This is a genomic window from Arthrobacter sp. Soil764 (genome assembly GCF_001428075.1).
Classification (GTDB): Bacteria; Actinomycetota; Actinomycetes; order Actinomycetales; family Micrococcaceae; genus Arthrobacter.
The window spans coordinates 96,422-121,633 of the sequence record NZ_LMSI01000025.1 but is presented as its reverse complement, the minus strand read 5'-3'; the positions used below and the strand labels follow the sequence as shown (position 1 = coordinate 121,633).

The 25,212-nt window shown below is 67.3% G+C and carries 23 protein-coding genes; 18 read left to right on the top strand and 5 right to left on the bottom strand.

All coding sequences use genetic code 11. The features are described 5' to 3' along the window. Nucleotides 1-7: 7 nt before the first annotated feature. Nucleotides 8-661 carry an SACE_7040 family transcriptional regulator gene (locus tag ASG86_RS19570; protein ID WP_056338749.1) on the bottom strand — a complete coding sequence of 218 codons (654 nt, stop codon included), beginning with the start codon at nucleotides 659-661 and terminating at the stop codon, nucleotides 8-10. Between the two features lie 161 nt (nucleotides 662-822). On the opposite strand from ASG86_RS19570, the gene ASG86_RS19565 reads away from it, so the two are divergent. From ASG86_RS19565 to ASG86_RS19535, 7 genes are read left to right on the top strand one after another with little or no spacing between them, the layout of a single operon-like run. Continuing rightward, nucleotides 823-2,430, top strand: coding sequence for a carboxyl transferase domain-containing protein (locus tag ASG86_RS19565; protein ID WP_056338495.1), 1,608 nt, complete (start codon nucleotides 823-825; stop codon nucleotides 2,428-2,430). A 13-nt stretch (nucleotides 2,431-2,443) separates the two neighbouring features. Continuing rightward, nucleotides 2,444-4,747 (top strand): acetyl/propionyl/methylcrotonyl-CoA carboxylase subunit alpha, encoded by a 2,304-nt coding sequence (locus ASG86_RS19560; RefSeq protein WP_235565243.1) that lies wholly within the window; start codon nucleotides 2,444-2,446, stop codon nucleotides 4,745-4,747. Nucleotide 4,748: 1 nt separating this feature from the next. Beyond that, nucleotides 4,749-5,912: an acyl-CoA dehydrogenase family protein gene (locus ASG86_RS19555; protein WP_056338490.1), complete on the top strand. Its 1,164-nt coding sequence runs from the start codon at nucleotides 4,749-4,751 to the stop codon at nucleotides 5,910-5,912. Between the two features lie 35 nt (nucleotides 5,913-5,947). Next, entirely contained in the window at nucleotides 5,948-6,739 is a 792-nt protein-coding gene (locus ASG86_RS19550) for a CoA transferase subunit A (protein ID WP_056338487.1), read from the top strand. A 2-nt stretch (nucleotides 6,740-6,741) separates the two neighbouring features. Beyond that, entirely contained in the window at nucleotides 6,742-7,509 is a 768-nt protein-coding gene (locus ASG86_RS19545; protein ID WP_056338484.1) for a CoA transferase subunit B, read from the top strand. Next, a complete protein-coding gene (locus ASG86_RS19540) occupies nucleotides 7,506-8,063 on the top strand; it encodes a MaoC family dehydratase (RefSeq protein ID WP_056338481.1) in 558 nt (185 codons plus the stop codon). Before ASG86_RS19545 ends, ASG86_RS19540 begins: the two co-directional genes overlap by 4 nt. Beyond that, the gene (locus ASG86_RS19535) at nucleotides 8,060-8,899 is read left to right on the top strand and encodes an HpcH/HpaI aldolase/citrate lyase family protein (protein WP_056338478.1); all 840 of its coding nucleotides are present in this window, start codon (nucleotides 8,060-8,062) and stop codon (nucleotides 8,897-8,899) included. Before ASG86_RS19540 ends, ASG86_RS19535 begins: the two co-directional genes overlap by 4 nt. Nucleotides 8,900-8,911: 12 nt before the next feature. Here the strand turns inward: ASG86_RS19535 and ASG86_RS19530 are convergent, their stop codons facing one another. Next, nucleotides 8,912-10,381 (bottom strand): lipase maturation factor family protein, encoded by a 1,470-nt coding sequence (locus ASG86_RS19530; RefSeq protein WP_056338475.1) that lies wholly within the window; start codon nucleotides 10,379-10,381, stop codon nucleotides 8,912-8,914. A gap of 103 nt (nucleotides 10,382-10,484) precedes the next feature. On the opposite strand from ASG86_RS19530, the gene dxr reads away from it, so the two are divergent. From dxr to ASG86_RS19475, 11 genes are all read left to right on the top strand, one after another. Continuing rightward, on the top strand, nucleotides 10,485-11,669 hold the full coding sequence (gene dxr, locus ASG86_RS19525) for a 1-deoxy-D-xylulose-5-phosphate reductoisomerase (protein ID WP_056338472.1): 1,185 nt from the start codon (nucleotides 10,485-10,487) through the stop codon (nucleotides 11,667-11,669). A gap of 17 nt (nucleotides 11,670-11,686) precedes the next feature. After that, the gene (locus ASG86_RS19520; protein WP_056338469.1) at nucleotides 11,687-13,018 is read left to right on the top strand and encodes a M50 family metallopeptidase; all 1,332 of its coding nucleotides are present in this window, start codon (nucleotides 11,687-11,689) and stop codon (nucleotides 13,016-13,018) included. A gap of 77 nt (nucleotides 13,019-13,095) precedes the next feature. Continuing rightward, entirely contained in the window at nucleotides 13,096-13,830 is a 735-nt protein-coding gene (locus ASG86_RS19515) for a hypothetical protein (protein WP_056338465.1), read from the top strand. Nucleotides 13,831-13,894: 64 nt separating this feature from the next. Continuing rightward, the gene (locus ASG86_RS19510; RefSeq protein WP_056338462.1) at nucleotides 13,895-14,413 is read left to right on the top strand and encodes a hypothetical protein; all 519 of its coding nucleotides are present in this window, start codon (nucleotides 13,895-13,897) and stop codon (nucleotides 14,411-14,413) included. An 80-nt stretch (nucleotides 14,414-14,493) separates the two neighbouring features. Further along, complete coding sequence (locus tag ASG86_RS19505) at nucleotides 14,494-14,787, top strand: YciI family protein (RefSeq protein WP_056338460.1); 294 nt, start codon at nucleotides 14,494-14,496, stop codon at nucleotides 14,785-14,787. Between the two features lie 34 nt (nucleotides 14,788-14,821). Next, nucleotides 14,822-15,988, top strand: a complete 1,167-nt coding sequence (gene ispG / locus ASG86_RS19500) for a flavodoxin-dependent (E)-4-hydroxy-3-methylbut-2-enyl-diphosphate synthase (protein ID WP_018771945.1) — start codon at nucleotides 14,822-14,824, stop codon at nucleotides 15,986-15,988. Continuing rightward, nucleotides 15,951-16,841: a GNAT family N-acetyltransferase gene (locus tag ASG86_RS19495; protein WP_056338457.1), complete on the top strand. Its 891-nt coding sequence runs from the start codon at nucleotides 15,951-15,953 to the stop codon at nucleotides 16,839-16,841. Before ispG ends, ASG86_RS19495 begins: the two co-directional genes overlap by 38 nt. Before the next feature lie 52 nt (nucleotides 16,842-16,893). After that, nucleotides 16,894-17,652, top strand: coding sequence for a hypothetical protein (locus ASG86_RS19490; protein WP_235565242.1), 759 nt, complete (start codon nucleotides 16,894-16,896; stop codon nucleotides 17,650-17,652). Between the two features lie 345 nt (nucleotides 17,653-17,997). Next, nucleotides 17,998-19,809 (top strand): proline--tRNA ligase, encoded by a 1,812-nt coding sequence (locus tag ASG86_RS19485; protein WP_056338449.1) that lies wholly within the window; start codon nucleotides 17,998-18,000, stop codon nucleotides 19,807-19,809. Next, nucleotides 19,806-20,600 carry a sulfite exporter TauE/SafE family protein gene (locus tag ASG86_RS19480; protein ID WP_056338446.1) on the top strand — a complete coding sequence of 265 codons (795 nt, stop codon included), beginning with the start codon at nucleotides 19,806-19,808 and terminating at the stop codon, nucleotides 20,598-20,600. The genes ASG86_RS19485 and ASG86_RS19480 overlap by 4 nt, the downstream gene beginning before the upstream one ends. A 55-nt stretch (nucleotides 20,601-20,655) precedes the next feature. Next, the gene (locus ASG86_RS19475; protein ID WP_056338441.1) at nucleotides 20,656-22,047 is read left to right on the top strand and encodes a pyridoxal phosphate-dependent decarboxylase family protein; all 1,392 of its coding nucleotides are present in this window, start codon (nucleotides 20,656-20,658) and stop codon (nucleotides 22,045-22,047) included. 50 nt (nucleotides 22,048-22,097) lie between these two features. Here ASG86_RS19475 and ASG86_RS19470 read toward each other — a convergent pair whose 3' ends face one another. The 3 genes from ASG86_RS19470 to ASG86_RS19460 all read right to left on the bottom strand — a co-directional run bounded on the left by ASG86_RS19470 (nucleotide 22,098) and on the right by ASG86_RS19460 (nucleotide 25,210). Further along, nucleotides 22,098-23,159 carry an aminoglycoside phosphotransferase family protein gene (locus tag ASG86_RS19470; protein ID WP_056338438.1) on the bottom strand — a complete coding sequence of 354 codons (1,062 nt, stop codon included), beginning with the start codon at nucleotides 23,157-23,159 and terminating at the stop codon, nucleotides 22,098-22,100. Between the two features lie 52 nt (nucleotides 23,160-23,211). Continuing rightward, nucleotides 23,212-23,979: a VIT1/CCC1 transporter family protein gene (locus ASG86_RS19465; RefSeq protein WP_056338435.1), complete on the bottom strand. Its 768-nt coding sequence runs from the start codon at nucleotides 23,977-23,979 to the stop codon at nucleotides 23,212-23,214. A gap of 94 nt (nucleotides 23,980-24,073) precedes the next feature. Continuing rightward, a complete protein-coding gene (locus ASG86_RS19460; RefSeq protein WP_235565241.1) occupies nucleotides 24,074-25,210 on the bottom strand; it encodes a DUF4439 domain-containing protein in 1,137 nt (378 codons plus the stop codon). Nucleotides 25,211-25,212: the final 2 nt, after the last annotated feature.

Sequence of the window (25,212 nt, the reverse complement as noted above, 5' to 3'; positions counted from 1 at the left end):
TCCAAAGCTAGATGGCGGGCGCGCTGTCCACCATCAGCGCTGCAAGTGCCATCCGTTCGAGCAGGGGGCGGGCAGCTCCGGCCGCCAGCCTCCTGCCATGGCTCCGGACCGAGTGCGGCGTGGAATTGATGAGGCCAAACGTGGCGTGGGCACGCATCCGCAGCTCAGCCGCATCTGTTCCTGGGTGGACCTTGGCCAGGATGTCCACCCACACCTCCACGTAGCTGCGCTGCAGGGTGCGCACCGTGGACTGGTCCTGCTCCGACAAATTGCTGAAGTCACGGTCCTGCACCCGGATCACATCCGGCTTGCTGAGTGCGAAGTCCACCTGGAACTCCACCAGCCGCCGCAGGGCGGCCAGGGGATCCGGCGCGGTGTCCACCATCTGGCGCCCGCCGTCGAGCAGTTCCTGGCTCACGGTGACCAGGAGATCGGCCAGGACAGCCTGCTTGCCGGGGAAGTGGCGGTAGACCGCGGGGCCGCTGACCCCTGCCGCCGCGCCGAGGTCCTCCAGCGAAACGCGGTTGAAGCCGTTCAGCGCGAACAGTGAAGCCGCAGCGGACAGCAAGGCCTGTCGCCGGTTCTCCTTGGCCTTGCCGCGCTGGGTTGTTGGAACGGATTGGGTGGTTGGAACGGGCTGGGCGGCAGGTACCGGCTGCACAGTATTGCTGGACACTTTTCCTCCTCGGACCGACGCAGATTCTACCAAGGCAGCCCTATGTTGGACATCACAGTTAATCGAGACTAACCTGAATTTCAGTTATTAGTCACTAACCGAGTTGGCGGGAAAGCCGGCCCGGCACAGACAAGGACGGATCGTCAATGGAGACCCTGGCCACCCGGCTTGCCCCCGCAAGCGAGGCCTTCCGCACCAACCGGGAAGCACAGTTGGAGCTCGCGGGGGAACTGCGGAAGAGGCTGGCGGATGCAGCGCTGGGCGGGCCCCAGAAGTCGCGGGACCGGCACGTGGCGCGGGGCAAGCTGCTGCCGCGGGACCGGATCGACCAGTTGCTGGATGAGGGCAGCCCGTTCCTTGAGATCGCGCCCCTGGCGGCGAACGGGATGTATGGCGACGAGGCTCCCGGGGCTGGAGTCATCGCCGGCATCGGCCTGGTGCACGGCCGGCAGGTCCTGGTCATCTCCAACGACGCCACGGTCAAGGGCGGCACGTACTACCCCATGACGGTGAAGAAGCACCTCCGCGCCCAGGAGGTCGCCCTGGAGAACGGGCTTCCCTGCATCTACCTGGTGGATTCGGGCGGGGCCTTCCTGCCCAAGCAGGACGAGGTCTTCCCGGACAGGGACCACTTTGGCCGGATCTTTTACAACCAGGCGCGGCTTTCGGCCGCCAAGATTCCACAGATCGCTGCCGTCATGGGGTCCTGCACGGCCGGCGGCGCCTATGTCCCAGCGATGAGCGATGAAACGGTCATCGTCCGGAACCAGGGCACCATCTTCCTGGGCGGCCCGCCCCTGGTAAAGGCGGCAATCGGGGAAATCGTCACTGCCGAGGAACTGGGCGGCGGCGAGGTGCACTCCCGGGTCTCGGGCGTGACGGACCACCTCGCCGAAAACGACGAACATGCCCTGCAGATCGTCAGGGACATCGTCTCCACCCTGCCGCCTCCCGCCGCGCCCGCCTGGCAGGTGGAACCCGCCGTCGAACCCGCCGTGGACCCGGAGGGGCTCTATGGTGCCGTGCCAACCGACGTCAACGCGCCCTATGACGTCCACGAGGTTATTGCCCGGCTGGTGGACGGCAGCAGGTTCCACGAGTTCAAAAAGGACTACGGCACCACCCTGGTCACAGGATTTGCCCGGATCCACGGGCACCCGGTGGGGATTGTGGCCAACAACGGCGTGTTGTTCAGCGAGTCGTCGCTCAAGGGCGCGCACTTCATTGAGCTGTGCGACCAGCGCGGTATTCCCCTGCTGTTCCTGCAGAACATCTCCGGCTTCATGGTGGGCAGGGACGCCGAGCAGGGCGGCATCGCCAAGAACGGCGCCAAGATGGTGACGGCCGTTGCCACGGCGCGGGTGCCAAAACTGACCGTGGTGATCGGCGGCTCCTTCGGGGCGGGAAACTACTCCATGTGCGGCCGCGCCTACTCGCCGAGGTTCCTGTGGATGTGGCCCGCCGCCAGGATTTCGGTGATGGGCGGCAACCAGGCCGCCAGCGTGCTGGCCACCGTGAAGCGGGACCAGTATGAAGCAGCTGGTGAGGACTGGCCGGCGGATGACGAGGAAGCCTTCAAGGCGCCCATCCGGCAGCAGTACGAGGACCAGGGCAGCCCCTACTACTCCACCGCCCGGCTCTGGGACGACGCCGTCATCGATCCCGCCGATACCCGCACCGTCCTGGGCCTGGCCCTCGACGTCGTCTCCCGCACCCCCCTGCCGGAGACCTCCTTCGGCCTCTTCCGGATGTGAGCCAGGAATGACTATGCAAACCAACGCAGCCACCACCAGCACGGCTGCCGCCGCGGCGGTGGACGGCAGGCCCGTCTTCAGCACCGTACTGGTGGCCAACCGCGGCGAAATCGCCTGCCGGGTCATCCGCACGCTGCGGCACCTGGGCATCCGTTCGGTGGCCGTCTACAGCGACGCAGACGCCGGCGCCCGGCACGTGCGCGAAGCCGACAGTTCCGTTCGGATCGGCCCCGCCGCGGCAACCGAAAGCTACCTGAACGCCGACGCCATCGTGGAGGCATGCCGGCATTCCGGGGCCGAAGCGGTCCACCCCGGCTACGGTTTCCTGAGCGAGAACGTGGACTTCGCCCGGGCCCTGGAGAAAGCCGGCATCACGTTCATCGGCCCTGGCGTTGAAGCGCTGAACGTCATGGGTGACAAGATCCGCGCCAAGAACCACGTGTCAGGGTACGGCGTGCCCGTCGTCCCCGGCATCGCCAAGCCCGGCATGACGGACAGCGAACTGATCGAGGCCGCTGCCGCCGTCGGCTTTCCTTTGCTCATCAAGCCGTCCGCGGGCGGCGGCGGCAAGGGGATGCACGCCGTCGACAAAGCGGCCGACCTGCCCGCCGCCCTGGCCACGGCGCGCCGCGTGGCCGCCGCCGCGTTCGGTGACGACACCCTGTTCCTGGAGCGCCTGGTGACCACCCCGCGGCACATCGAGGTCCAGGTGCTGGCGGACGCCCACGGCAACGTCATCCACCTCGGCGAGCGCGAATGCTCCCTGCAGCGCCGGCACCAGAAAGTCATCGAGGAAGCCCCGTCACCCCTGCTGGAGAGCCTTCCTAACGGGCCCGACGTGCGCGCCCGGATCGGTGAGGCCGCCTGCAACGCGGCCCGCAGCGTGAAGTACGTGGGTGCGGGGACCGTTGAGTTCCTGGTCTCCGATGACGCGCCGGACGAGTTCTTCTTCATGGAGATGAACACGAGGCTGCAGGTGGAACACCCGGTCACCGAGATGGTCACGGGCGTCGACCTGGTGGAATGGCAGGTTCGGATCGCCGCGGGTGCGGAGCTGACCGTCCGGCAGGCTGACGTGGAGCTGACCGGCCACGCCGTGGAGGCCAGGGTCTACGCCGAGGTGCCCGAGAAGAACTTCCTCCCGTCCACCGGGACCGTGCTGGTGCTCGATGAGCTGCCCGGACCGGCGCAGCGGCCCAGCGCCCCCGCACGCAGCGAAACCGGGACAGCCCAGGGCCGGGTCCGGGTGGACTCCTCCCTGGTGGAAGGCCTGGAGCTGTCCGCCCACTACGATCCCATGGTTTCCAAGGTGATCGCCTGGGCCGGGGACCGCGCTGCGGCGCTGTCCACGCTGGACCAGGCTTTGTCCGGCTACACGGCGTTGGGCATCGAGACCAACGTTGAGTACCTGCGGCTCCTGGTCAACGACCCCGACGTCCAGGCAGGGCACCTGGACACCGGGTTGATTGAGCGGAAGCTGCCCGGGCTGGATTTCCGGCGCATCGACAACCCCGAACTGGTGGCCGCCGCGCTGTACGCTCTGTCCCTGGAGGCGCAGAACAATCCTGCCCCGGTGCACGGGCCTTGGCAGGGCAGGACTGGCTGGCGCCTCGGCGCGCCGGCGCCGCGCCGGGTCAGCCTGGGAACGTCCGACGGCGGCGTGGTGACCGTGCAGGTCAGTGGCAGTGCCAACGCGGGGGACAAAGCCGTGGTCGCCGTCGACGGCGGTCCGCGGCAGGCAGCCTCGCTGCAGTGGTCCGGCCGGAAAAGCATCGAACTCAACCTGGACGGCGGGCGCCACGCCTACCGGCTGGCACCGGTGTATTCCGGAGCCGCCGCCCCAACCTGGGACAACCCTGTGCCCGCCGGCCCCACACAGCTCTACCTCGGCAGCGACGGCTGGTCCTGCCGCCTCGATGTCCTGACCCGGGAGGCGCGGCTGGAACGCGTGCTGGCAGCCATCCAGCGGCAGGAAGGGGCAGCCGACCCGGAGGTGCGCTCGCCGATGCCCGGAACCGTCGTGGCCGTCCCGGTGGCCGACGGGGACACGGTCCAGGCAGGGGAGGTCCTGGTGTCCGTGGAGGCCATGAAGATGGAGCACCACCTGGTGGCTCCGCTGGCAGGGACCGTGCACCTGACGGCCCGTACGGGCGACCTGGTGAAGGCCGACCAGGTGCTGGCCACCATCCATCCCGCTGCCGCCGACACAAAAATACCCGGTACAGAAACACCATCAGAAACACCATCAGAAACACCATCAGACACAGCATCAGACACAGCATCAGACACAGCTGCAGACCAAGGCGAAGGAGCCTGACATGTCCGGTTTTGAACTCAGCGAGGAATACCAGGACCTCAGCAACACCGTCCGGGAATTCGCCGACGAAGTCGTCGCCCCGGTATCGGCCAAGCACGACGAAGAGCACAGCTTCCCCTACGAAGTGGTGAAGCAGATGGCGGAGATGGGCCTCTTCGGGCTGCCATTCCCGGAGGAATACGGCGGCATGGGCGGGGACTACTTCGCCCTGGCCCTCGCCTTGGAGCAGTTGGGCCGGGTGGACCAGTCCGTAGCCATCACCCTGGAAGCCGGCGTGTCCCTCGGCGCCATGCCCGTCTACCGCTTCGGGACTGAGGAGCAGAAGCAGGAGTGGCTGCCCATGCTGGCGTCCGGCCAGGCACTCGCCGGCTTTGGCCTCACCGAGCCCGAGGCCGGTTCGGATGCCGGCGGGACCAAGACCCACGCCCGGCGTGAGGACGGGAACTGGGTCATCAACGGCAACAAGGAGTTCATCACCAACTCCGGAACGGACATCACCCGGCTGGTCACGGTCACCGCCGTCACCGGGCAAAAGGAGCGCGCGGATGGCAGCGTGCAAAAGGAGATCTCCACCATCCTGGTGCCCACCGACACGCCGGGCTTCAAGGCGGAAAAGCCGTACAACAAGGTGGGCTGGAACGCTTCGGACACCCACCCCCTCACGTTGAAGGACGTCCGGGTGCCGGAAGCGAACCTGCTGGGCGCCGAAGGCCGCGGCTATGCCAACTTCCTGTCCATCCTCGATGAGGGCCGCATCGCCATCGCCGCGCTGGCCACCGGCGCCGCCCAGGGCTGCGTGGATCTCTCCGTCAAATACGCCAGCGAGCGCAGGGCATTCGGCCAGGAAATCGGCAAGTACCAGGCCATTTCCTTCAAGATCGCCCGCATGGAAGCACGCGCCCACACCGCCCGCCTGGCGTACTACGACGCAGCGTTCCGGATGCTTGCCGGCAAGCCGTTCAAGACCCAGGCGGCCATCGCTAAGATGGTCGCAGGCGAGGCGGCCATGGACAACGCGCGGGATGCCACCCAGGTATTCGGCGGCTATGGCTTCATCAACGAGTTCACCGTGGCACGCCACTACCGCGACTCCAAGATCCTTGAAGTGGGGGAGGGCACCACGGAGGTCCAGCTGATGCTGATCGCCCGCGAACTGGGTCTTTAGAAACTGGGACTGTAGCCGGCCTGAGAGGATCACTGATGATTGACAAGGTTGTTGCCAGCGCTGACCAAGCGGTTGCAGACATCCCGGACGGCGCCTCGCTTGCGGTGGGCGGATTCGGCCTCTGTGGAATTCCCGTTGCCCTGATCGACGCCCTGCACCGGGCCGGCACCTCCGGCCTGGAAACCGTCAGCAACAACTGCGGCGTTGACGACTGGGGTTTGGGCATCCTGCTGCGGGACGGGCGCATCCGCCGCACCATCAGCTCCTACGTGGGCGAGAACAAGGAATTCGCGCGCCAATACCTGGCCGGTGAGCTCGAAGTGGTGCTCACGCCGCAGGGCACGCTGGCCGAAAAGCTGCGGGCAGGCGGGGCGGGCATCCCGGCTTTCTACACCAAGGCGGGGGTGGGCACGCAGGTGTCCGACGGCGGCCTGCCGCAAAAGTACGACGCCAACGGCGGCATTGCGGTTGCCTCCGCACCGAAGGAAGTGCGGTCCTTCGGGGGAGTGGACTACGTCCTGGAAGAATCCCTCACCCCTGACTTCGGGCTGGTCCACGCGTGGAAAGGCGACCGCCACGGCAACCTGGTGTTCCACGCCACCGCCATGAACTTCAACCCCCTGTGCGCCATGGCCGGCAGGATCACCATTGCAGAGGTGGAGGAACTCGTGGAGCCCGGCGAGCTGGACCCCGAACACATCCACACCCCCGGCATCTTCGTCCAGCGGGTGGTCCTGGCCGCGCACGGGGAGAAACGGATCGAAAAGCGGACAGTGGCGCTGGCCCCGGCACGGGAGCGCGGCACCAACCAGCAGGCAGGAGCTTAGCCATGGACCCGAACAGCCCCTTCGCACCGCGGCCCGAAGGCGTACGCCCTGAATACCGGCGGGCGGCAGGACAACAGCATGAGACGGCACCGGACGGGTCCGGTGCCAAGGGCTGGACCCGCAACGAGCTCGCCGCACGGGTGGCCAGGGAGCTTCGCAACGGCCAGTACGTGAACCTTGGGATCGGGATGCCCACCCTGATCCCCAACTACATTCCGCACGGAGTGGAGGTGGTGCTGCACTCCGAGAACGGAATCCTCGGCGTCGGCCCCTACCCCGCTGAGGACGCGGTGGATCCGGACCTGATCAACGCCGGCAAGGAAACCGTGACGGTCAACCGGGGCGCCGCGTTCTTCGATTCGGCAACATCCTTTGGGATGATCCGGGGCGGCCACGTGGACCTCGCCGTCCTGGGCGCCATGGAGGTGGCCGCCAACGGGGACCTGGCCAACTGGATGATCCCGGGCAAGATGGTCAAAGGCATGGGCGGGGCCATGGACCTGGTGTTCGGTGCCAAGCGGGTCATCGTGATGATGGAGCACGTGGACCGCAACGGCAACCCGAAGATCGTCCAGCAATGCTCACTCCCGCTGACCGGCAAGGGCTGTGTGGACCGCATCATCACGGATCTCGCCGTCATTGATGTCTTGAAGGACAACGGCGCTTCGCGCCTGGTGCTGCGGGAACTGGCCCCCAATGTCTCTGCCGAGGACGTGGTGGCGGCCACCGGCGCGGACCTGTTCGAGGAAGACCGGGAACTCACCGTATGACTGACGGAAACGGTCCGGATTCCCGGCAGGAGGACGACGGCGGCAGGAGGGTCATCGAGCAGCGCGGGCTCTACTTCGATGAGCTGGAGGAAGGCGTGCTGTACGCCCACCGGCCCGGACGCACCGTGACCGAAACCGACAACGTCCTCTTCACCACGCTCACCATGAATACCCAGGCGCTGCACCTGGACGCCGCCTGGAGCGCCGGGCAGCCCTTTGGCCAGCGGCTGGTGAACTCAATGTTTACTCTCGCCACCATGGTGGGCCAGTCGGTCACCCAGCTCACCCAGGGAACCATCATCGCCCAGCTGGGCCTGACGGACGTCACGTTCCCGCACCCCCTGTATCACGGCGACACCCTCTACACGGAGACAGCCATCACAGCCAAGCGGCTCTCGTCGTCACGGCCCGGCCAGGGCATCGTGACCATGGAGCACACCGGGCGCAACCAGGACGGAACGGTGGTGGCCCGGGCCACCCGAAGCTGCCTGATGTGGACGCGGGACGCCCACGGCAAGGCGCAGGACGCCGGACAGGAGACAATGCCGGTATGACTTTTGTAATGGGCCCCGCGCTGCTGTTCTGCCCCGCCGACCGGCCGGAGCGCTACCAGAAAGCGGCCGCGCGGGCGGACGCGGTGATCCTGGACCTTGAAGACGCCGTGGCGCCGGCGGACAAGCAGCGCGCCCGGGGTGCCCTCCTGGCCCAGTTGGGAACCACCGGCGTGGAACCTGAGCTCGAGCCCAGCTGCACCATCGTCAGGGTGAATCCCGTTGGTACGGAGGAGTTTGAAAAGGACCTGCACTGCCTGGCCCATACCCCGTACCGCACGGTGATGCTGGCCAAGGCCGAATCGGCCGAACAGCTCAAGGCGCTGGAGGGCTACCAGGTGATTGCGCTCTGCGAAACGGCGCTGGGCGTGCTCAATGCGCCGGCCATCGCCGCCGCTCCCAACGTGGTGGGCCTGATGTGGGGCGCCGAGGACCTGCTGGCCAGCCTGGGAGGTACATCCAGCCGCAAGGACGACGGCGGCTACCGGGCCGTGGCCCTGCATGCCCGCTCCGCCGTCCTGCTGGCAGCGCGCGCCTACGGCAAGGAAGCGGTGGACGCCGTCTACACCAACATCCCCGACCTCGACGGACTGGCGGTCGAAGCCGCCGACGCAGTGGCCTCGGGCTTCAGCTCAAAAGCCTGCATCCATCCCAGCCAGGCGGCGGTGGTCCGCACAGCCTACGCACCGTCGGAAGACGAGGTGGCCGCGGCTGCTGCCCTCCTGGAGGCCGCAGCGTCAGCCGGATCTGGAGTGTTCCAGTACCAGGGGAAGATGATCGACGGGCCCATCCTCAAGCACGCCCAGGAAATCGTCCGCCGCGCCGCTGCGAAAGCATAGCGCACGGCCCAGCTACCGTTGCCGTCTCTGCGGGCGGCGCAAGGACGTGGGCGGGATGGGCTCGTAGAGCAGCGTCCGTACCCAACGGTTTCCTGTCTCCCGGAACTCCTTCCGGGTGGCGAAGCGGTAATAGAAGGTGCGTACGCGCACCCAGCGCGGCTCGGCGCCGTCGAACGGGTCATGCCTGAGCAGCCGCAGCATCTGCCGGTCCGCCGCGAGCAGCTTGGCAAGGAACGCGTAGAACCATTCCTCGTGCACCGTACGCAGCGGCAGGAACCACATCAGCCAGTCCAGCCGCAGATGGTAGGGGGCATACTGCCGGGGAATCCGGCGCACATCACCGGGCTTGCCCTTGAAGCCGTACTCGCGCCAGTCGGAGCTGTCATCCGGGTCATCGTCCAGCGTGCCTTCCACCACCACCTCGACCCGCTGCTTGGTCACCGTGCCGAACGCGCCGTAGGCGTTCACCAGCTGCCACCGGTTGAAACTGGCGTTCATCAGCTGGCGCCGTGAGAAGAGGTTGCGCAGTGGCCAGTAGCTCAGCACCAGCAACAGGACGGATGCCGCCAGCGTGATGGCCAGCCACCACAGCGGCGTCTCCTGCCGGCCTCCCACGGCCGCGTCCCAGTCCGCCGGGAGGGCCGGTATCACCGCGTGCGCCACAGGATCGCTGACGGCCGCGAACGCCAGCACGATCGCCATCCAGTTCAGCCAGGCAAAGTTGCCGCTGGCCACCAGCCATAACTGGGTAACAATAACCACCCCCGCCCCCACGCCGGCCACGGGCTGCGGAGCGAACAGCAGGAACGGCACCACCAGCTGGGCGATGTGGTTGCCCACCACCTCGATGCGGTGCAGCGGCTTGGGAAGGAGGTGCGCCTGCCGGCTGAGGGGACCTGGCATCGGCTGGGTCTCATGGTGATAGTACAGCGCCGTCAGGTCCCGCCACTCCCGGCCACCGCGGATCTTGATCATTCCAGCCCCGAATTCCAGCCGGAACACCAGCCACACGACCAGGATCAGGATGGTCCGCGGCGGCTCCGTTTGGTTGGAGCCCAGGAACGCCACGGTGAACCCCGCCTCCAGGAGCAGCATTTCCCAGCCAAACCCGTAGAACGTCTGGCCCACGTTCACAATCGACATGTACAGCAGCCACAGGACCAGGAACGCGATGAGTGGAACCCACGGCGGGCCCGTTTGCGGTATTCCGGCCACGAGCAGCGCAGACACCAGCAGGCCGACGGCACAAACCCCGCGAAGCAGCCCGTCGGAATACCGCCAGCGGAACAACGTGGGCCGGCGCAGGCGGGTGAATGCCGCCAGGAAATCGGGCACCGGGAGGAGGCCGCGCTCGCCGAGCAGGGCGGGAAACTGGTTCAGCGTGGACAGGAACGCAACGAAATACAGTGCAGCGACGCCACGCTGCAGCACCTGCCGGGCAAATTCGTACTCCGGCGCATCAAACCAGGCGAGCCAGTCCACGCAATCCACGTTACGCCCGGCCGTGCCCCGGTCAAGGCCGGTCGGGGCATTGCAGCAGGCCACGGGCGTAAGCACGCAGGGCAGGGTGCGGGATACTTAACCAATGCAGCCACGCAGAATCGTCATCCTCGGATCCACCGGTTCCATCGGCACCCAGGCGATTGACGTCGTCGACGCCGCCCCGCACCTGTTCGAGGTGGTGGCGCTCAGTGCCGGCGGCGGCAACCTGGAGCTCCTGGCCCGGCAGGCTGTCCACACCGGTGCGGCGGCGGTGGGAATTGCCGGTGGAGACCCCGGCAGGCTGGAAGCGCTGATCCGCGAGGCCGCGGCAGCTGCAGGCCGTCCAGGGTACCGTCCGGAGATCGTGGCCGGCCCTGACGCCTCCGCGCGGATCGCCGTCGTGGAGGCGGATGTGGTGCTCAACGGCATCACCGGTTCCATCGGCCTGGCACCCACGCTGGCGGCCCTCAAATCCGGAGCCACCCTTGCCCTTGCCAACAAGGAGTCGCTGATCGTGGGCGGCAGCCTGGTCAAGGCCGCAGCGCATGAGGGGCAGATCGTGCCGGTGGACTCGGAACACTCCGCAATAGCCCAGTGCCTGCGCTCAGGTACCGGGGATGAGGTGGACAAGCTCATCCTCACCGCTTCCGGCGGTCCGTTCCGGGGCATGAGCCGGGAGGAACTGCACGCCGTCACCCCGCAGCAGGCGCTGGCCCACCCAACCTGGGACATGGGCCCCATGGTCACCACCAACTCCGCCACTCTGGTGAACAAGGGCCTGGAGGTCATCGAGGCGCACCTGTTGTTCGATATCCCGCTGGACCGCATCGACGTGGTGGTGCATCCCCAGTCCATCGTCCACTCCATGGTCCAGTTCGTTGACGGCTCCACCATCGCGCAGGCCTCGCCGCCTGACATGCGGCTGCCCATCGCCTTGGGGCTTGGCTGGCCGGCCCGGGTGCCCGGCGCCGCCAGCGCCTGCGACTGGACGCAGGCCGCCACCTGGACCTTCGAACCGCTCGACGCCGAAGCCTTTCCCGCCGTCGGCCTTGCCAAGGACGCCGCACGGCAGGGGAGCACCTTCCCTGCCGTGTTCAATGCGGCCAATGAGGAGGCCGTCAACGCCTTCCACGCCGGCCGCATCCGGTTCACCGACATTGTCGATACCGTGGACAGTGTGCTCAGCGAACATTCAGGTTCCTCAGGGCTGACGGTGGAATCAGTACTGGATGCTGAGAGATGGGCACGCGCCCGCGCCCACGAACGTTTAGCAGTCAGCAGTCTCTAGGAAGCAGCACCACCTCCATGACCCCTGTCCTACTTTTCATCCTCGGCGTCGTCTTTGTCGCCGTCGGCATCGCCGTGTCCATCGCGCTCCATGAGGTGGGGCACCTGGTCCCGGCCAAGCTCTTCAAAGTCCGCGTCACCAAGTACATGATCGGCTTCGGGCCCACGCTGTGGTCACGCCGGAAGGGTGAAACCGAGTACGGCGTGAAGGCCGTGCCGCTGGGCGGCTACGTGTCCATGATCGGCATGTACCCGCCCAACAAGGAGGACGGTTCCGTCCGCCCCTCCAGCACCGGCATGTTCCAGACGCTTGCCACCGAGGCCCGTTCCGTGGCCCACGAGGAAGTGGGGCCGGGCGACGAAAACCGGGTCTTCTACCGCCTGCCGGTGTGGAAGAAGGTGATTGTGATGCTGGGCGGCCCGGCCATGAACATGATCCTTGGCGTGCTGCTCACCGCCGTGCTGCTGATGGGTTTCGGTATTGCCACAGCCACCACCACCATTTCTGACGTGTCCAAATGCCAGGTGGCCGCAGGTCAAACGGTTGATCCCGACTCTGCGGACTGCCGCCTGACGCCCGCTGCCGCCGCCGGGTTGAAGCCAAACGACGCCATCACCTCCTTCGATGGCAAACCCGTCACCAGCTGGGAGCAGCTGACGGAGTGGATCCGTGCCTCCGCCGGCAGGGAAGTGGCCATCACGGTGCAGCGGGACGGCAATCCCGTGTCCACCACCGTGACCCCGGTGCTGTCGGCCCGGCCCGTAATGGGAACGGATGGGCGGCAGGCCACCGACGCTGCCGGCAATCTCCAGTACCAGGACGTCGGATTCCTGGGCATCGGTGCGCAAACGGCGTTGGTTCCCCAGCCGGCGTCGTCCGTCCTGCCCATGGCGGGGGAGAACATCCGCCAGGTGGCCGGCGTTATCTTCAACCTCCCGGCACGTGTGGTGGGAGTGGCCAAGGCTGCGTTCAGCGAAGAGCCCCGGGACCCCAACGGCCCCATCAGTGTGGTGGGCGTGGGCAGGGTTGCCGGCGAGGTGGCGGCCATGGAAGCCGTACCGCTGCAGTCCCGGGTGGCTACGCTCATTGGCCTGATGGCGGGACTGAACTTTGCGCTGGCAGTGTTCAACCTTGTCCCGCTTCTGCCCCTTGATGGCGGACATGTGGCCGGAGCCCTCTACGAGGGAATTCGGCGCGGGGTGGCAAAGCTGCGCGGCCGGCCGGATCCCGGCGCCTTCGACATCGCAAAGCTGCTTCCCGTCACGTACGTGGTTGCAGCGCTGTTGATGGGCATGAGCGTGCTGCTGATCTATGCGGACATCGTGAAGCCGGTCAATCTGTTCGGCTAAGGATTCCATATCGGCTGACTCCGGAAAATCAGCCAAATGTGATTGATCATCTGCTCTCAACCGCCTATGGTTGATGAATGTTCGTCATGACCATCGACCAGCGCGGGAGCACTGGCGACCAGGACCGGGTTCCGGCGTTGCTCGGGCAGGTTTCGCGCCTCGAACTTCCCCAATCCGGACACCCGGTATTCGACCGGTCAGTCGGCGACGAAGTGCAGGGGGTGGTGCGGGACCCTTCCACGGTGGTGGAGATCGCCCTGCACGCCCTCCGCGAAGGCCGCTGGTACGTGGGAATCGGCGTCGGAAGCGTGTCCCTGCCACCGGGTGCCAGTCCGCGCGAAGGGACCGGAACTGCTTTTGTTGCCGCCCGCAAGGCGGTGGAAATAGCCAAAGGCGCCGGCTCCCAGGTGCCGCTGTCAGTGATGGCCGGCATCATGGCAGGGGAAACCCGCGGGGGAATCCCTGCGGGCGGACCTGCGGGGGAAGGGGTGCAGGCGTGCGCCAATGCGGAGGCGGTTCTTCGGTTGCTCGGCCGGCTTGTCCAGGACCGGACGGAAGCCCAGTGGCGGGTTGTCGATGCCCTGCGCCGCCTGGGTACGGGCGGGCAGGGGGCGGGCCGGCACGGAAGCCAGAAGCAGGTGGCCCGTGAACTTGGAATCTCGGAGCAGTCGGTGAGCCGCACCGTGCTTCGGGCCGCCTGGCAGGAAGAATGGGCAGCCAGGCCGGCCGCTTCCATGCTTCTTGGTTTTGCCGACACCCAGGTTGCCCAGGCAGTCAAGGATGGCCGGGCGCTCAAGGATGGCCGGGCATGAAAAGGTCCAGCCCCCTGAAGGAGCAGGATGGCCGGATTGACGACGACCCCAATGAAGGAGACAGGTGACCGCACTTTGGGTGGCAGTGGCGCTGGTGGTGGCAGGCTTCGCCGGCTGGCCCGTCACCGCGCTGGTGTTCAAGCTGGCCCGGACCATCGATGACAAAGCGGACGCTGTCAAGGCTGCGGAGGAGGCCCGCCGGACAGAACTTGACCCCTCAGCTGACGTCACCGTGGACGATCCTTCCGGGGGCGCAGCCGGCCAGGCCGTGGACGGTGAGCTGAGCGCCCCTCCCGCCGTACCGGCGTCGGACGGGCCGGGGGCCGGACCCGCCCTGCCCAGCCAGCGCATCCTGCGCGGTGGGGCCATCATCGGGGTGCTGGAGCGGCTGGGGGTGTGCCTCGCCATCCTGACCGGCCAGCCTGTGGCTATTGCCTACATTGTCGCCATCAAGGGCCTGGGCAGGTTCGCCGAGCTGAAGGAGACGCCCGTGGCCGCTGAGCGCTTCATCATCGGGACCCTCACCTCCATGCTCTGGGCTGCCGGAACCGCTGCCGCGGTGAAAGTCCTCTTCCTGCGCTGAAGCTCCGTCCTTGCGCCGGCGCTTTTCCTGCATGGAGCATGGGTACGGTACCACGCCAGCCATGGCGATAGGGTAGCGGTATGACAGTTTTTGCCGTTGAGTACGTTTATGCCGCCAACTCCACCGAAACCCGCAATGAGGTCCGCCCCGCACACCGGGAGTGGACGGGCAGCCTGGCGCAGGACGGCGTCATCGTGGCCAGCGGACCCTACGGCGACGGTGCGGGTGCCCTGTTGATCTTCGCTGCATCGGATGAAGCCGCCCTCAACTCGATCCTCAAGCAGGACCCGTTCGCCGCAGCCGGCGTGATTGCCGGAACCCGCATCACCGAATGGTCTCCGGTAACCGGCATGCTGGCCGGGCTTGCCGCGTAGCCGCCTTTTCACCCTTTCAACTCAAGGAGTCCACGTGACCTCGGTCAGCCTGGGAATGCCGTCAGCACCACCGCCCGTCCTTGCCCCCCGCCGCAAGACGCGCCAGATCAAAGTCGGCTCGGTTGGCGTTGGATCTGATTTCCCCATCAGCGTGCAGTCCATGACCACCACGCCCACCACGGACATCAATGCCACGCTGCAGCAAATCGCCGAACTCACGGCGTCCGGCTGCGACATTGTCCGCGTCGCCTGCCCCTCTGCTGACGATGCGGAGGCGCTGCCCATCATCGCCCGGAAGTCCCAGATCCCGGTCATCGCGGACATCCACTTCCAGCCCAAGTATGTCTTCGCGGCCATCGAAGCCGGCTGCGCTGCCGTGCGCGTAAACCCTGGAAACATCCGCAAATTCGATGACCAGGTAAAGGAGATCGCCGCCGCCGCAAAGGACCACGGCACCTCCATCCGCATCGGCGTCAACGCCGGCTCCCTTGAACCGGGCATCCTCAAGAAGTACGGCAAGGCCACGCCCGAAGCGCTGGTTGAATCCGCCGTCTGGGAAGCTTCGCTTTTCGAGGAGCACGGCTTCCACGACTTCAAGATCTCGGTGAAGCACAACGACCCCGTGATCATGGTGGCGGCCTACGAGATGCTCGCGGAAAAGGGTGACTGGCCGCTGCACCTCGGCGTCACCGAGGCAGGGCCTGCGTTCCAGGGCACCATCAAGTCCGCCACCGCCTTCGGTGCGCTCCTGTCCCGCGGGATCGGTGACACCATCCGGGTGTCCCTCTCCGCGCCGCCGGTGGAGGAGATCAAGGTAGGCAACCAGATCCTCCAGTCGCTGAACCTGCGGCCCCGGAAGCTGGAAATCGTGTCCTGCCCTTCCTGCGGCCGTGCCCAGGTTGACGTGTACACTCTGGCTGAGCAGGTCACCGCCGGGCTCGAAGGGATGGAGATCCCTCTCCGCGTGGCGGTTATGGGCTGTGTTGTCAATGGACCCGGCGAGGCCCGCGAGGCCGACCTCGGTGTCGCATCAGGCAACGGCAAGGGCCAGATCTTCGTTAAGGGCGAGGTCATCAAGACTGTTCCCGAGAGCGCAATTGTTGAGACACTGATCGAAGAGGCTATGCGTATCGCGGAAGAGATGGGGGAGGCCGATGGCGAAGATGCTGTCAAGGGTAGCCCCGTGGTTAGCGTCTCGTAGGGACGCTCCAGACCCGGCGGGGCTTTCTGTCCGCACACTGGACGCCCAGGATACCCCCGCGCTGTTATTGCTGGCCCGGCAGGACCCGGTAGCCAACGTCTTCATCCTGGCCCACCTGCGTGCCACGGGGACCGCAGCGCCCACCAGTGGTGGTGCGGGTGTCATCGGAGTTTTTGACGACGGCATCCTGACAGGTGCCTGCTGGGCCGGAGCCAACCTGGTTCCGGTCCAGCTCGATCCCGCCCTGGCCCCCCTGGTGGCGGAGGCCGCAAACAGTTCCGGCCGCCGGTATGCATCCGCCTTTGGCCCCGCCGCAGCTGTGCTGGCACTTAACGCCGAACTTGCGGAGTTGGGGCACCGTGCGCACGAGGTCCGGGCCGACCAGCCACTAATGATCATTGACGGACCGCCCCTGGTCCAGCCCAACCGGGGCCTGGAGCCAGGGAACCTCGCCGACTTCGACCGCATCCTTCCCGCCTGCGCCGCCATGTTCGAGGAAGAAGTGGGGTATTCGCCCTACCTGGGCGGCAGGGAGTTCTACAGCCGCCGGGTGGAGGGCCTCATCAGGCAGGGGCACTCCCTGGTCCACCTCAACAACGCCGGCGAAGTGGTGTTCAAAGCTGAGCTCGGCGCAGTCACCGACGACGTCACCCAGGTCCAGGGTGTCTGGATGAACCCGATCTTCCGCGGCCAAGGGCTGAGCGCCGGCTACATGTCCGCTGTGGTGGAAAAGGCCCGGCAGATCGCCCCGGTGACCAGCCTCTACGTGAACGGCTTCAACACCCGGGCCAGATCCACCTACGAACGTGTTGGCTTCCGCCAGGTGGGGACGTTCGCTACAGTTCTTTTCTAGCCGGGCAGAGGCCGCGGCCAGCTGAATATTGGGGGAAAAATTGAAGACGTCCGTGCTGGGAACTTTCGGGGCTTTGGCCCTGCTGGCCATAACGGTTTCTGCCTGCGGCGGGTCGGGAGCGCCTCCCGCTGCGGAATCTTCGGCTGTCCCGCTTGCTACGGCCCAAACTTCGACGGCAGCCCCCGCGCCAACAGCAACGCCCACTCCCACCCCCACTCCCACGGCCAAGGCGTACACCAGTGGCGAACTCGCTGCCATCGTGGGACAGGTGCGTGACGATGCCGACCGCAGGCTTTCCGTCCTGCCCAGCGGTGACATCGCCGCGGCGCTGGAGGAAACCAAGGCCATGATCTCCTCCATCAGCGTCGAACCGGCGGAATGCCAGGAACTCGCTGCCGCAAGCACGGTGCCCTCGGTGGAGGATGCAACCATGGCGATCGGCATGAGCACGGACTCCGCTACCGGCGCGATGGCGGCATTGTCGCTGGTGGCGGGACTGGACCAGAGCGCCCTTGCCCAGGTTTCCGACTCGGGGCAGTTGGCGAAGTGCTCCTCCATGACCATGACGGCCTCGGGCATCACCGTGGCAGTCACCATCACGCCGGTGGAGGGGGCCAGCGGGCTGCCCGGCGCCATCGCCTACCGCACCGATACCGCGTTGCCGGACGGCAGCACGCAGTCCATAGTCAGGGCGCAGGTGGTCCACCACGGCATGCTGATTACCTCGGTGGCAGCCGGCGGTGACAGCGGGGCCGACGCCGTCCGGCGGGCAGGTGCGCTGCTGGACTCCGCTGCCGCGCAGGTCCAATAACCATCCGGTGGGTGGGTCTTAAAGTAAAAACACTTGTCAAACGTGTTCACGATCACATAAGTTCGATCTAGCTGCGCTGGAAGTGGGGTGGGCGGTCTCACCAGTCCTCACCAGTACTTAGGCGATAACGGCGTCGGGCCACGCCCGGATACGATGACCAGCCCTATTGGGGGGCCAGGGGCTTTGTATTCCCGGGCGTGGCCCTACTGTGTCCGGCCTGAAGAAGGTCCGCGGCGGCTGCCCGTGACGCCAGTCCATGTCGCAGGCCGTGTGCCGGTAGATTAGTACCCAGACGAATTGTCCGGCCCTGCTGACCCAGCACTTCCCCAGAAACGGATACCACCCGTGGTCCTACGACTGTCCCAGCTGTTCCTGCGCACGCTGCGCGAAGATCCCGTCGATGCCGAGGTTGCCAGCCACAAGCTCCTGGTCCGCGCCGGCTACATCCGCCGCGCGGCCCCGGGCATCTATACCTGGCTTCCACTGGGGCTGAGCGTGCTGCGCAAGGTCGAGGAAATCATCCGGGAGGAAATGGCTGCCATCGGTGCGCAGGAAGTCCACTTCCCGGCCCTGCTGCCCCGTGAGCCCTACGAGGCCACCAACCGCTGGACCGAGTACGGTGAAGGCCTGTTCCGGCTCCAGGACCGCAAGGGTGCCGACTACCTGCTGGCACCCACGCATGAGGAGATGTTCACGCTCCTGGTCAAGGACCTGTACTCGTCGTACAAGGACCTTCCGCTGAGCCTGTACCAGATCCAGAACAAGTACCGTGACGAGGCACGCCCGCGGGCAGGGCTCCTCCGCGGCCGCGAATTCATCATGAAGGATTCCTACTCCTTCGACGTCGACGACGCAGGCCTGGACGCCAGCTACGCAGCCCACCGCGGCGCCTACCTGAAGATCTTTGAACGCCTGGGGCTTGAGGTTGTTCCCGTTGCAGCCACCGCGGGGGCCATGGGCGGGTCCAGGAGCGAGGAATTCCTGTTCCCCACCGAGATCGGCGAGGACACCTTTGTCCGCTCCGCGGGCGGTTATGCAGCAAACGTCGAGGCCGTCACCACGGTGGTCCCCGACGAGATCGACTTCAGCAATGCGCCGGCCGCAGAGGTCCTGGACACCCCGGACACTCCCACCATCGAGACGCTGGTTGCCGCCGCGAACCAGATCGCCCCGCGGGCAGAGGCCGACGGCGGCGCCTGGACTGCCGCGGACACGCTCAAGAACGTGGTCCTCGCCGTCACGCTGCCCACCGGTGAGCGGCAGCTGGTAGTCATCGGCGTTCCCGGGGACCGTGCAGTGGACCTCAAGCGGGTGGAGGCAAACATTGGTGCCTTCCTGCCCATCGCGGGCGAGATTGGACTCGAGCAGGCCGGCGAGGAGGACCTGAAGAAGCAGCCGCTGATCGTCAAGGGCTACCTGGGCCCCGGGCTTTCCCTGGACCAGCCGCTCCTGGGCTCCGACAGCGCCACCAAGCTGCTGTACCTCGTGGACCCGCGCGTGGTCAGCGGAACAGCATGGATCACCGGCGCCAACGAGGCCGGCAAGCACGTCTTCGGCCTGGTGGCCGGCCGCGACTTCGCGTGGGACGGCGTCATCGAATGCACCGAAGTGCGCGCCGGCGACCCCTCCCCGGACGGGTCAGGTCCCCTGGAAACCGCCCGCGGCATCGAGATGGGCCACATCTTCCAGCTCGGCCGCAAGTACGCAGAGGCCCTGGACCTCAAGGTGCTGGACCAGAACGGCAAGCAGGTGGTGGTCACCATGGGCTCCTACGGCGTCGGCGTGACCCGCGCCGTGGCCGCCCTGGCAGAGGCCAACCATGATGACCGCGGCCTGGTCTGGCCCCGCACGGTGGCCCCGGCCGACGTGCACGTGGTGGCCGTAGGCCGTGGTGATGAGATCTTCCAGGCCGCGGAGAAGCTCTCGGCAGAGCTTGAGGACGCCGGCTTGTCCGTCATCTACGACGACCGCCCCAAGGTGTCGCCGGGCGTGAAGTTCGGCGACGCGGAACTGGTGGGCGTGCCCACCATCCTGGCCGTAGGACGCGGCCTGGTGGACGGTGTGGTGGAGATCAAGGACCGCCGCAGCGGTGAAGCCGAGAATATCGAGGTCGATAAGGCCGTGGACTACGTGGTCAACGCCGTACGAAACCAGTGATATCGGGCTTCGAATCGATCCAGCTCACCACCATCATCCTGATCGTGGTGGCTGGATTCGCAGCCGGATGGGTTGACGCGGTGGTGGGCGGCGGCGGACTTATCCAGCTTCCAGCTCTGCTCCTGGTTCCGGGCATCGCACCCGTCCAGGCGCTGGCCACCAACAAGATGGGTTCCATTTTCGGGACCGCGACCAGTGCCGCCACCTACTACCGGAGGGTGGGGCCGGACCTCCGGACTGCCGTGCCCATGGCGGTGATAGCCCTGGCGGGAAGTTTCGGCGGGGCCAGCCTGGCGGCCACCCTGCCGGCCGGGGTTTTCAAGCCCATCATCGTGGTGGCGCTCGTCGCCGTCGCGCTTTTCACCGCGCTGAGGCCCACCGTTGGTGAGCTGACGGCGCTCCGCCATGAAGGCCACAGGCATTACGTCGTCGCCTGCCTCATCGGGGCCGTGATCGGCTTCTACGACGGCCTCATCGGCCCGGGGACAGGATCCTTCCTGGTCATTGCCCTGGTGTCCGCCATGGGTTACGCGTTCCTGGAGGCCAGTGCCAAGGCAAAGATCGTGAACATGGCCACCAACGCCGGGGCCCTGCTGTTCTTCCTGCCGCACGGGTCCATCCTGTGGGGCATCGGCCTGCTGCTGGGGGCAGCCAACATGGCAGGCGGCTACCTTGGCGCCCGCACGGCCGTGCAACAGGGGAGCAAGTTCGTCCGGATTGTTTTCCTGGTGGTCGTTGCAGCCCTGATCGTCAAGCTCGGCTACGACATCTGGCAGGAAAACTTCGCCTGATCCGCCCCGGAAAATGCTCCTCGTGGCTGGCGCCGGCCCGGCGTAGCATGCAGGTATGGCACACGGCGAAGACGGGTATGCCGCCGCACTGGCGGCCGCAGCAGCCCACGCGCAGGCCTGGCTGGACAGTCTTCCGGACCGCCATGTGGGACCCAGCCTGCACGCCACCGAGCTCGCTCCCGTTTTCGGCGGCCCGCTGCCGGCCGCGGGTATGCCTGCCCATGAGGTGATCGACTTCCTGGCCGGCGCTGCCGAACCCGGACTCATGGCCATGCCCTCCGGCCGGTTCTTCGGCTGGGTCATTGGCGGGACCCTCCCGGCGGCCATGGCGTCGGACTGGCTGGTCAGCGCCTGGGACCAGAATGCCGGTCTGCGGTATGCCACCCCGGCCACCGCTGCCATCGAGGAAGCCGCGGGGCAATGGGTGCTGGAGTTGCTGGGCCTGCCGTCCACTGCCGACGTCGGATTCGTCACCGGTGCCACCATGGCAAATTTCACCGGCATGGCCGCCGCCCGCTGGCGCCTGCTCGCCGACGCAGGGTGGGATCTGGACCGGGACGGCCTCTTCGGCGCGCCCCGGATCCGCTGTTTCGTGGGCCGCGAACGGCACGACACCGTGGATCTTGGCCTGCGCTACCTGGGCCTGGGACAGCCGACGCAGGTCGACGCCGACGGGCAGGGCCGCCTGGTGCCCGCCGCGCTGGACGCTGCCCTTTCCGCCGGCACCGGCCCCGCCCTGGTATGCCTCCAGGCGGGGAACCTGCACTCCGGTGCCTTCGACCCCTTCACCGAGGCCATCGCCGTCGCGCGCAAACATGGTGCCTGGGTGCACGTTGACGGTGCCTTCGGGCTGTGGGCGGCCGCCGCGCCGGAACTGCGGCACCTCATGGACGGCTGCGGGGAAGCGGACTCCTGGGGCACGGATGCGCACAAAACCCTGAATGTGCCCTACGACTGCGGCATTGCCATCGTCCGGGACCCGTCGGCCCTGCGCGCGGCGATGGGCCTGCACGCGAGCTACCTCGTCCACGACGCTGAAGGTCCGGGCGACCCCTTCGAGAAGGTCCCGGAACTGTCACGCCGGGCGCGGGGAGTGCCGGTCTGGGCCGCCTTGAAAAGTCTGGGCCGGGATGGGGTGGCAGCGCAGGTGGGTGGACTTGCCGCCGCCGCCACCGCAATTGCCCAGGGCATGGCGGGCCTGGACGGCGTGGAGGTGCTTAACGACGTCGGCTACACCCAGGTGTGCCTGGCTTTCGGCGACGACGACACCACCCGCGCGGTCACCGCCCGGGTCATCGACGAGGGAAAGGTGTGGATGTCCGGGTCGCGTTGGCGGGACCGCGATATCCTCCGGGTTTCAGTGAGCAACTGGCAGACCTCCGGCGGGGAGGTGGCCACGGCGGTGGACGCTGTCCGGTCAGCCCTCGCCGCCGTGCGGAACGCCTAAGGGTCTTCGGGACCTGTCGCTGTTCGGCCCGGACCATCCCCCTTGGACAATCAACCCTGGCCGGGTTCCGGCAGCGCATGGGGGTGCGGCAGGCCTTCCAAGGTGTCGCCGGCGAGGGTGCTGGCAACCCAGAGGGACCTCGCCAGGTCGCCGGGGTGGCCATGGCCGGCATACCACAGCGCGTTCTCCACCTCCCTGGCAATGCCCCATTGCCGGGCCACGTCAGGATCCATCCCGGCGGCTGTGCTGAAGTCGTGGCAGCGCCTGAGCAGTGCCGGAGCGGCCTTTACCGCCGGCAGCTCCCCAAGGCGGTTCCAGAGCAGCGGCGCAACTGCGAACTCGGCCTCGCCGATCATCGGCTGTGGATCGATGGCAGCGTAAGCAGCCGGCGCACGCATGCCATCCAAGCCAGCCCTGCCGGGGCGGGCCAGGATGTTCAGGAAATGCAGGTCCGTATGGACCAGCACGTCCCGTGCGGACCGGCGTCCCACCGCACCCCGCGTCTGGCAGACCTCCAGGGCCGCCTCCAGGAGCCACCTGGGAAACGGTCGGCCCAAGTGCTCCCAGTCGGCCGGAAGATCATCGCTCCACTGTTCCGCCCGGGCCGCGATGTGGCCGAATTCCCACCACTCGGGCCGCTGGTCGGGGGCAAGCCCCAGTTGCCGCACCAAACTGCCCCACACCTGCACGGCGTCGTCCATTTCCAGGTCCGCCAGGGTCCGGCCGGCATCGAGGCGTTCCAGGAGCATGGCGCAGGACCCGGCATCCGAGGCCAGCAGCGCAACAGCGCCGCGGCCATCCCAAAGGGCCAGGGCATGCCGCTCCACCTTGGCCTCGTCGTGGGGAAAGGCGATTTTGAGGGCCGCCGCCAACCCGTCCTGCAGCCGCACCGGCACCACCAGGCCGCCGTGGCCGTTCCACGGCGTGGTCCCGGGCACCAGGTCCACCTCGAGGTGCCACTGCTCCAGGCGCTCCTGCAGCAGGCCCGGGAGGCGGGCAAGCCACGCCCTTCCTTCACTGCTGCGGGCGTAGCGGGCCGAAAGGTCCTGTGGGATGGGGACGGCCGCCACAGGACGAGCCCTCGCGGAGCCACTGATGCCGGGGCCACTCATACCGGGGCAAGGCGCCGCAGGGTCCGGAACTGTCGAGTCAGGAAGCATCGGGTCAGACAACGCCGGAGGCGCCCAGCAGGTTGCCGATCAGGAACGTTGCCGCGAGCGCCAGGGCACCGCCAACCACCACGCGCACGGCCGCCCGGGCTTTCGAACCGCCGCCGATCCACGCACCGAGGGCACCCGTCAGGGCCAGGGCCACCAGGACTGAAGCGAAGGTCAGCGGAACACGGATCCCGGGCGGCGGAAGCAGGATGGCCAGCATGGGCAGGATGGCGCCGATGGTGAAAGCGGTGGCGGAGGCAAAAGCCGCGTGCCAGGGGCTGACGATGTCCGCCTCATCGATATTTAGTTCGGCGGACAGGTGCGCGGCCAGCACATCGTGGTCCGTCAGCTCCCGGGCAACCTTGGCGGCTGTTTCAGGGCTGAGGCCCTTGGCCTGGTAGATCGTCGTGAGTTCTGCCAGTTCCTCTTCCGGTTCTTCCTCGAGTTCGCGCCGCTCCTTCTCGATCAGGGCCCGCTGGCTGTCGCTTTGGCTGCTGACCGATACGTATTCGCCCAACGCCATGGACACCGCACCGCCCACGAGCCCGGCTGCACCCGCCGCCAGGATAGGGCCGGTCTCGGCAGTGGCACCGGCCACGCCCACCACAATCGCGGCGACGGAGACGATGCCGTCATTGGCGCCCAGGACGCCGGCACGGAGCCAGTTCAGCCGGTGCGCGATGTCGTTGCCGTGTGGTTCGGTTTCAAGATGGCTGTTCAGTTTCCTGCTGCCGGCACTGGCTCCCGGAGCATCGGCCGGTTCGTCCGCGTTCATCCCTTCAGCAAACCATCCCCGCCTGCCCAGTGCCAGCCTCGAGGCGGCCTTCCTCGCTGGCCGGGTTCGGGGGAGGGCCGGCGACTACCAGGGTTCAGGGCGCAGCGGGTGACTGCGGTACGTCGGATCGAGTAGGCAGGGCAGCGCCGGCAGGAAGGGGCGGCAGTTGGTCAATATCCAGGCGCAGTCCGGGAACGGGGCCTGGATCTGCTCCCCACCGCAGGGCCCGGCCCGCAGCAGACTGCAGCGCTGACAGCGCCCACAACCTGTCCTGGCCCACGGACACCGCCACGACGTCCCCGTAGGCCGCCAGGGTGGCCGCCTCGAGCTTGCCCAAACCGGCCCCCGGTGCCGCCAGGAAGCCGGCGTCAAGGACATACCCCGGCTGCTGCGGCAGGGGCGTACCACAGGCGGACCGGAGGCGTTCCTCCGCGGCTGCGGCCTGTTCCTTGTGGCGGAGCAGGAATTCCGACGCCGGGCCCACCTCCGCGGGCGCCAGGCGGGGGAGTGCCGCCTGGTAGCCGTAGGCGGCCTGTTGCTCCGCGGTCACGGCAGCGGCCAGTGCCTGCCCCACACTTGCGGCAGCGTCCGGCCCGGTGGTCTTCGGGGCGGCAGCCGGATCCGAAGGCGACGGGCAAGGGGAAGCAGTTGCTTCAACCGCGGAAGCTTTTCCCTGGGTTCCTGCCAGTCCCTGCGGTGCAGGTACCCCCGTTGCGGCGGCAAGTCGTCCGGACGCGAGGAGCTGTGCGGTGCCGGTGCCTGCGAGGAGGCGCGCCATGCCACCGTCGGCCGTCTCCGCGTCCTTGACGCGGGCGGTGCCACTGTTGGCCAGCGCCTGGACCAGCGCGGCGGGGGTTTGAAGGCCAGCACCCGGAAGACCTGCACCGGGAAGCCGTCCGGTTGGCGATGGTGACGCCGACGCAGGGCCGGCATCCGAAGCGGGGCCGGACAATGCCCTGGCCTGCATGGTCAGCAAGGTCACAACCGGTTCCACCGCGGTGGATTCGGCCGCGCCGGCGGAGGCGAGCTCCATCCCGGCAGCGCGGAGGTCCATCGTCTCGCTGAACGCCGCCGCCCGGGCGCGCTCGGAGAACGAAGGCGGGGCAGGCGCCGGCTTTTTCGCGGGATTCAGGGCGAAACCGAGGCTCAGGACAACCAGCACGGCAAGGCCAAAGACGGCAAAACGGAACGGGCGCATGCGCGGGCTGCTGTCCTGGCGGCGGTCTTTCACAA

Bases quoted from the DNA above. Each gene is read 5' to 3' on its own strand.
- ASG86_RS19540 (WP_056338481.1), top strand. From the start codon at position 7,506: ATGACTGACGGAAACGGTCCGGATTCCCGGCAGGAGGACGACGGCGGC.
- ASG86_RS19505 (WP_056338460.1), top strand. From the start codon at position 14,494: ATGACAGTTTTTGCCGTTGAGTACGTTTATGCCGCCAACTCCACCGAA.
- ASG86_RS19565 (WP_056338495.1), top strand. From the start codon at position 823: ATGGAGACCCTGGCCACCCGGCTTGCCCCCGCAAGCGAGGCCTTCCGC.
- ASG86_RS19545 (WP_056338484.1), top strand. From the start codon at position 6,742: ATGGACCCGAACAGCCCCTTCGCACCGCGGCCCGAAGGCGTACGCCCT.
- ASG86_RS19550 (WP_056338487.1), top strand. From the start codon at position 5,948: ATGATTGACAAGGTTGTTGCCAGCGCTGACCAAGCGGTTGCAGACATC.
- ASG86_RS19470 (WP_056338438.1), bottom strand. From the start codon at position 23,159: ATGAGTGGCCCCGGCATCAGTGGCTCCGCGAGGGCTCGTCCTGTGGCG.
- ASG86_RS19515 (WP_056338465.1), top strand. From the start codon at position 13,096: ATGTTCGTCATGACCATCGACCAGCGCGGGAGCACTGGCGACCAGGAC.
- ASG86_RS19535 (WP_056338478.1), top strand. From the start codon at position 8,060: ATGACTTTTGTAATGGGCCCCGCGCTGCTGTTCTGCCCCGCCGACCGG.
- ASG86_RS19560 (WP_235565243.1), top strand. From the start codon at position 2,444: ATGCAAACCAACGCAGCCACCACCAGCACGGCTGCCGCCGCGGCGGTG.
- ASG86_RS19465 (WP_056338435.1), bottom strand. From the start codon at position 23,979: ATGAACGCGGACGAACCGGCCGATGCTCCGGGAGCCAGTGCCGGCAGC.
- dxr (WP_056338472.1), top strand. From the start codon at position 10,485: ATGCAGCCACGCAGAATCGTCATCCTCGGATCCACCGGTTCCATCGGC.
- ASG86_RS19520 (WP_056338469.1), top strand. From the start codon at position 11,687: ATGACCCCTGTCCTACTTTTCATCCTCGGCGTCGTCTTTGTCGCCGTC.
- ASG86_RS19495 (WP_056338457.1), top strand. From the start codon at position 15,951: ATGCTGTCAAGGGTAGCCCCGTGGTTAGCGTCTCGTAGGGACGCTCCA.
- ASG86_RS19475 (WP_056338441.1), top strand. From the start codon at position 20,656: ATGGCACACGGCGAAGACGGGTATGCCGCCGCACTGGCGGCCGCAGCA.
- ASG86_RS19555 (WP_056338490.1), top strand. From the start codon at position 4,749: ATGTCCGGTTTTGAACTCAGCGAGGAATACCAGGACCTCAGCAACACC.